The following is a 7,382-nucleotide window of genomic DNA, read 5'->3' as shown; positions in this document are numbered from 1 at the left end:
TAGTTGGTCTATTAAAGTTATAAGCGTTAAGCCTGTATTTAATTATTAGTAATTATATCATAATTAAGTATGATTTTCTACTGTTCCTATTGACAAAAATAAGATAAGAGTATATAATGATAACTAAGTTATCTATATGCCGCAAACTTATAAATTTAGCCGTTAGTAAAGGAAGTGGGATATGACAGAAATTACTGGTTATGATTTAACACATAAAAAGATTATGGATAGTGGTAAAGTTAATTTTTTAAATGATGGCTATGAACGAGCTAATTTAAGAAAAATTTGCAAAGATGCTGGGGTTACAACGGGTGCTTTTTACAGGCATTTTAATGATAAAGAAGATTTATTTATCAGTTTAGTTGATCCATTGGCAAACGAACTTTTGGGTTTTTATAGCAAGTTTGAAGAGGAATCTTTTCAAAACATAGAAAAAAATTGTGGAGAAGATTTATCAAAAATTAACATTGAAGGGTCAATTGAATCTGCATTATATATGTTTAGCAAAAAAGATTTATTTAATCTTTTAATATATAAATCATATGGTACGAAATATGATAATTTTATAGAGCTTCTTGTGGAAAAGGAAGATATAAACAGACATAAAGCGTTTCAGATCATTTCAAAGAAAAAGAATATAAAATCAGAAGTCCCTAAAGATGCAATGCATTTGTTAAACCATGCTTATATTAATGCATTGTGTGAAATTATAATACATTCTCAAACAGAAGAAGAAGTAAAGTTAAACACAAGAATAGTTTCGAAGTTTTTTTATGATGGATGGGAGAAATTGCGATGTTTTTAAATATAAGGGAAAGGGTATTAAACGCCCTTATATTTTTTAAAATAAAGATAACTAAGTTAGCTAATTAAGTTATTTCATTTGGAGGTGTTGATTATGAAACAAAAAAGTCCTGCTGCTATATTGTGGGAGCTTGCAAAAAAGGAACATTCAAAGTTAAAAACATCTGTATTTATAGCGAGTATCGGTGTTATTGCAGGGATTATTCCATATATTGCAGCAAGTCGTATTTTAGTTGAATTGTTAAAGGGAAATGAGGATTTTAAAATTTATTCTTTATGGTTAGGAATAGGATTGTTATCCTACATCTTAAAATCATTTTTATACTCTATGGCTTTATCTGTATCCCATAAAGCAACTTTTAGTGTACTGAAAGATGTTCGTTTAAGAATGCTTGAAAAACTTCCAAAGATGCCATTAGGAGAAATAATATCTGTTCCAAGCGGAAACTTTAAGCAGATTATAGTGGATCAGGTTGAAAGTATGGAGAAACCGCTCGCTCACCTGTTGCCTGAAATGACATCGAATCTCTTAGGTTCTTTGAGTATATTTATTTACTTATTATTTCTTGATTGGAGAATGGCTCTTTTATCATTAGTATCCATTCCTGTGGGAATGCTTTTTATGGGACTCGTAATGAAAAATTATGCTGTTCAATATGAAGGATCTGTAAAGGTAAATCGAGAAATGAATTCTGCAATTATTGAGTATGTCAATGGAATAGAAGTGATAAAAACATTTAATCAAGACAAGAGATCGTACGCAAAGTACAAAGATAAAGTCATTGCAAATGCAAGATACTTTTATGAATGGATGAAGAGCTGTCAGTTACCTGTATCTTTATCTAAAAATATATCTCCTACTACAATGATAACAGTGCTTCCATTTGGTTGGTATTTCTACATTAGCGGCAGTTTAAGTGCAGAAGTATTTATATCTGTAATTATTCTATCTTTAGGTATTGCAGGACCTTTACTTGAAACAATCAATTTTGTTGATGGTCTTGCTAAGATAGGAACTATTGCTAATTCTATTAACTTAATTTTAGAAGGAAAAGAACAAAAGCATTCTGATAGAGAAGTAACTATCCAGCAATATAATATTGATTTACAAAATGTAAAGTTTGGATATGAAGAAGAAAAAGAAATTCTTCATGGAATATCCCTAAACATAAAAGAAGGGACAACAGTGGCTTTTGTTGGACCAAGTGGAAGTGGCAAGTCAACTTTAGCAAAATTAATAGCTGGATATTGGGATATTACGGAAGGAAATATAAATATTGGTGGATACAATCTTAATGAAATTCCATTAAAGCAATTATATAGTTTAACTGCCTTTGTTTCGCAGGATAATTTTTTGTTCAACGAAAGTATTAGGGAAAATATCCGAATGGGAAATTTAAGTGCAAGTGATGAAGAAGTTGAAGATATTGCAAGGAAATCGGGCTGTCATGATTTTATTATGAAGATGGAACATGGTTACGATACGGTTGTCGGAAGCAGCGGAAGTCATGTTTCCGGAGGAGAAAGACAGAGAATATCAATTGCAAGAGCAATGCTCAAAAATGCACCTATAGTAATACTTGATGAAGCTACTTCATATATAGATCCTGAAAATGAAGTGATTATAAAGCAAGCTTTATCAAAGCTTATAAAAGATAAAACGGTGATTATTATTGCTCATAGGTTATCAACTATAACAGATGCAGAACAAATATTCTTAATTGAGAATGGAGAACTTGTTTCATACGGTAAGCATGATGAATTATTGGAAGGTTGTGAATTATACCGAAATATGTGGAATGCTCATATAGGAACAAAGGATGGTGGGATGAAATGTTAAGTGCTTTAAAAAAGATTTTAGATTTCTCAGGTGATGAAAAGAAAAATGTATATCACTCTATATGGGTAAGTTTTTTGTTTGCGATTTTTCATATGTTTCAAATCAGTGCTATTTATTTTATAGTGAAAGCAATTGCCCAAAAAGACATGAGCATGATGCCTGCGTGGATAGCATTAATACTTCTTGTTATTAGCATAATCGGAAGAAGTGTTACAAATTATTTTTCACAATTACAGCAATGCCATGCAAGTTATTTCATGGTGGCAAATAAAAGAGTAGCAATAGGAGAAATGCTCAAAAAAATTCCTATGGGATTTTTCAATGAAAACAATATTGGTGAAGTGGTTGGAATTTCTACAACTGTTTTAGAAGATGTAGAAAATACCGCCGCAATGGTTATGGTAAATACATTATCAGGTTTTATAAACACGATAATATTTACAATAATGATTTTAGCATTTGAGTGGAGAATAGGTTTTATTGTTGCAATTGGATGCCTATTGTACTTATTTGTTCTCTCAAAAATGGAAAGCAAATCAAGGAGTGTTCTTCCTAAAAGACAAAAAGCATCTGCTAAATTAGTTGATGGCATTTTAGAACGAATTGGAGGAATGTCTGTTATAAAATCCTTCAATTTAACAGGGAAAGGAGATGAAAAAGTCAGAGGTGCTATTGAAAATAGTAGAAAAATAAATCTTGATTGTGAAAAACTGTTTACACCTTATACGATTTTGCAAAATATTCTTTTGGATTTGTTTAGCATTTTGATAATAGGTGCAGGTATTTTCTTTTATATCAATGGAGAACTCTCATTCTTAAATACAGTTATGACGATTATAATTTCTTTTCTTGCTTTTTCTCAAATAAAATTGGCAGGAAGTGCAACAACTTCTCTCAGAGTTGTTAGTGGATCTATTGAGCAAACAAAGAAGTTAGAGAAATTTCCACAGATGGATATTGATGGAAAAGACATAAAGCCTACTACTTTCGATATTTCTTTTGATAATGTAGAGTTTTCTTATTCAGGCAAAAAAATCCTTGATGATATTTCTGTCAAGATACCACAAAACCAAATGACAGCTATAGTTGGACCTTCAGGAGCTGGAAAAACTACATTTTGCAATTTGATAGCGAGATTTTGGGATGTAGAGAAAGGAGAAATCAGCATAGGTAAACATAATATTAAAGAATATTCATTGGAGTCATTAATGAGACAAATTAGTATGGTTTTTCAAAATGTTTATTTATTTCAAGACACTATTGAGAACAATATAAAGTTTGCTAAGCCAGATGCTACACATGAGGAAGTTATAGAAGCTGCAAAGAAAGCGTGTTGTCATGAATTTATTATGAAGCTTCCTGAACAATATGAAACAGTTATAGGAGAGGGAGGTGCAAGTTTATCTGGTGGAGAAAGACAAAGAATATCAATTGCAAGAGCAATGATAAAGAATGCACCTATTATTATTTTCGATGAAGCTACTGCAAATGTAGACCCTGAAAATGAGGATAAATTGCAGGTTGCTATGGAGGAACTCACAAGAAATAAAACAGTAATAATGATAGCACATAGACTAAAGACAATAAAAAATGCAAACCAAATACTTGTTTTAGCAAATGGAAAAATAAATCAAAAAGGCACACATGAAGAGCTAATTCAAGCAGAAGGTATCTATAAAAATTTTGTTGAGGCACGACAAAAGGCAGTTAATTGGAAACTGTCATAAGTGAAAATGATTTATATGAGAATTATTCAAATATAGCTCATGTAGATTTATACTATTTTAATTTAAGGAGGATTAAAAAAAATGAAAAAAGGATTGTCAGCTAAAGATCTAATCAATGTAGGAATTTATACAGCTATTTATTTAGTTCTGTTTTTTGTAATAGGGATGATGAATGCAATTCCTATCTTATACCCAGCTATTTATCTTCTCATTCCTATAGTCACAGGAATTCCATTTATGTTGTTTTTAACCAAAGTAGAAAAATTTGGCATGGTTACGATTATGTCAATTATTATCGGTGTGTTTTGGTATTTTATGGGCTATACATGGTTAGCATTAGTGGGATATATTCCATTTGGAATTATCAGTGATCTGGTTATGAAATCAGGTGGTTTTAAGAGTTTTAAAAAGAATGTTATTGGATTTTGGCTATTTTCTTGCGGAATGATAGGTTGTCAAATGCCAATGTGGGTAATGGCAGATACCTATATGGAAGGTGTTAAGCAACAAATGGGAGAACAATATGCACTTGCACTCGCAAAATACATGCCTTCTTGGATGGGGATTGCTGCATTTGGAATTATTTTTATCGGCTCAGTTATTGGTGCAAATTTAGGGAGGAAAATGCTTAAGAAACACTTTGAGAGAGCGGGTATCATTTAATGGAAGAGTATGAGGTATACGAACCGAATAAACCAAAGGGCTTTTTCTTAGATCCTCGTACTAAAATTTTATTTATGATATTTATAACAACCATAATGTCTGTCGGATATAAGGATATTTTAGTTAGCCTTATATCCGCCATTGTGGCAATAGCATTATTATTATCTAATAAACAAGTTAAGATAGCTTTCATTTATGGAGGGCTATTTACCTTGGCTATTATGGCACACTTTACGAAAGATATGTACACATTGCCTACACTCATAAATACAATTTCAGTATTGTTGAATGCCTTAATTTTAAGACTATTTCCAATTTTTATGTTGGGATATTATGTTGTAATGTCCACAAAAACGAGCGAGTTTATAGCAGCCATGGTAAAGTGGAAAATTCCCAATGCATTTATTATTCCAACAGCAGTTGCATTCAGGTTTATTCCAACTTTGAAAGAAGAACACAACTCTATTAAGACTGCTATGAAAATGAGAGGAATTAGTTTTAAAAATAAAAAGGCGTGGAAAAATCCAAGCTTATACTTGGAATATGTAACAATACCTTTAATAGTTTCTATTGCAAAAATAGGTGATGAATTGTCGGCGGCAGCAATAAGTAGAGGATTGGGAGCTTTGAAAAATAGAACTACTGTAGTAAAAGTAAAGTTTACTATATATGATTTGCTAATTTTACTCTTTTCAATTGCCTTTACAGGACTATTTTTATATAGGAGGGGATAGCATTGATTGAATTTAAAGACGTGTCATTTACTTATGATAGCGGGAATAAGAATGCTGGAATTTATAATATTAATTTAAATATCAATGCTGGTGAAGTAGTTGTATTTTGTGGTGAGTCCGGTTGCGGAAAAACTACAATAAGTAGGTTGATAAATGGGTTAATTCCCGGGTATTATTCCGGAAATTTGACTGGTAGCGTTATTGTAAATGAAAATGAAATTTCTAAAAATTCTATTAATGAATTGAGTCAATATGTAGGATCAGTATTTCAAAATCCAAGAACTCAATTTTTCAATGTAGATTCAACAAGCGAAATTGCATTCGCCTGTGAAAATTTTGGGATTTCAAGAGAAGAAATTTGTAGAAGAATTGGCAAGGTAACAAAAGAATTAAATATAAAAGATTTGCTTGATAAGAGCTTGTTTTCTATGTCAGGAGGAGAAAAACAAAAAATTGCTTGTGCTTCTGCTTCTGCTGCTGTTATGGAGCCTGAAATCTATGTATTAGATGAGCCATCTTCTAATTTAGATATACAAACTATAAAAATGTTAAAAGATATCATAAAAAAATGGAAAGAAAAAAAGTCCACTGTGGTTATTGCAGAGCATAGACTACAATATTTAATAGATATTGCAGATAGATTTATATATATGAAAGATGGAAAAATTAACAAAGAATTTTCTTGTGTTGAGTTCAAGAAATTACCTAACAGCATTTTAAATAATATGGGGTTAAGGAGCATACACCCTATTGATACCAATAGCCGTATAAAAAATATAGAATCTAAGGAACTAATAGAGATTAAGAATTTTATGTTTAGTTATGGAAAAGAGCCGTTTTTTGAAATTAATGATGCTGTATTACCTCAAAAATCTATTGTGGCTGTTTTAGGAAATAATGGTTCTGGAAAATCAACTTTTTCAAAATGCTTATGTGGAGTTGAAGAAAAAGCAAAAGGAACTTTAAATATACAAACAGAAAGTTATGATACAAGAGAAAGGCTAAAAAAATGTTTTATGGTGATGCAGGATGTTAATCACCAATTATTTACCGAATCAGTTAAAGAAGAAATTCTTTTGAGTATAGAGAACGATGAGAATAAAGAGGAAAAGATCGATGAAATATGTAAAAAGTTAAATTTAATGGATTTTATAGATTGCCATCCAATGTCATTATCCGGAGGGCAAAAACAAAGAGTTGCAATTGCAAGTGCTATCGCTTCTGATAGAACAATTCTGATTTTGGATGAACCTACAAGTGGTTTGGATTTTAAGAATATGAAAGAAGTTTCTAATGAAATGATAAGGCTTAAAGAGGACGGAAAAACTATTTTTATTATCACACATGATCCGGAATTAGTAGAATGTTGTTGTGATTATTTTATGTTTATGGAGAATGGAAAAGTCAAATGGCATGGTATTAAAGATGAAAAGAATATGGAAAAAATTAGGGAATTCTTCAATCAAACTTAAAATTTGCTTAAAAAATATGGACGAAAAAAGGAGGTAATTTTATGAAACAAGATATGAAAGAACAATTATTAACAAAAAGACCCATAGATTTACTTTTTCAATTATCTGTCCCTGCTGTAATAGGAATGATAGTAATAGGTCT

Annotated in this window: 6 protein-coding genes; all 6 read left to right on the top strand. The window is 31.0% G+C overall.

Going from position 1 to position 7,382, the window contains the following annotated elements:
- Positions 1-181: 181 nt before the first annotated feature.
- Positions 182-805: a TetR/AcrR family transcriptional regulator gene (locus tag HMPREF2782_RS02785; RefSeq protein ID WP_010815642.1), complete on the top strand. Its 624-nt coding sequence runs from the start codon at positions 182-184 to the stop codon at positions 803-805.
- A gap of 93 nt (positions 806-898) precedes the next feature.
- Positions 899-2,644, top strand: coding sequence for an ABC transporter ATP-binding protein (locus tag HMPREF2782_RS02780; RefSeq protein WP_070640712.1), 1,746 nt, complete (start codon positions 899-901; stop codon positions 2,642-2,644).
- Positions 2,638-4,371, top strand: coding sequence for an ABC transporter ATP-binding protein (locus HMPREF2782_RS02775; RefSeq protein WP_070640710.1), 1,734 nt, complete (start codon positions 2,638-2,640; stop codon positions 4,369-4,371). Before HMPREF2782_RS02780 ends, HMPREF2782_RS02775 begins: the two co-directional genes overlap by 7 nt.
- Before the next feature lie 81 nt (positions 4,372-4,452).
- Entirely contained in the window at positions 4,453-5,034 is a 582-nt protein-coding gene (locus HMPREF2782_RS02770; RefSeq protein WP_000715596.1) for an MptD family putative ECF transporter S component, read from the top strand.
- Positions 5,034-5,768 carry an energy-coupling factor transporter transmembrane component T gene (locus HMPREF2782_RS02765; protein WP_070640708.1) on the top strand — a complete coding sequence of 245 codons (735 nt, stop codon included), beginning with the start codon at positions 5,034-5,036 and terminating at the stop codon, positions 5,766-5,768. The genes HMPREF2782_RS02770 and HMPREF2782_RS02765 overlap by 1 nt, the downstream gene beginning before the upstream one ends.
- A 2-nt stretch (positions 5,769-5,770) precedes the next feature.
- Positions 5,771-7,240: an ABC transporter ATP-binding protein gene (locus HMPREF2782_RS02760; RefSeq protein ID WP_070640705.1), complete on the top strand. Its 1,470-nt coding sequence runs from the start codon at positions 5,771-5,773 to the stop codon at positions 7,238-7,240.
- The last annotated feature ends 142 nt before the right edge of the window (positions 7,241-7,382 follow it).

Source organism: Anaerococcus sp. HMSC068A02 (assembly GCF_001811125.1).
In the GTDB taxonomy this organism is placed as follows: domain Bacteria; phylum Bacillota; class Clostridia; order Tissierellales; family Peptoniphilaceae; genus Anaerococcus; species Anaerococcus vaginalis_C.
Note: the sequence above shows the minus strand (reverse complement) of the source record. Positions and strands in the feature narration are given on the sequence as shown.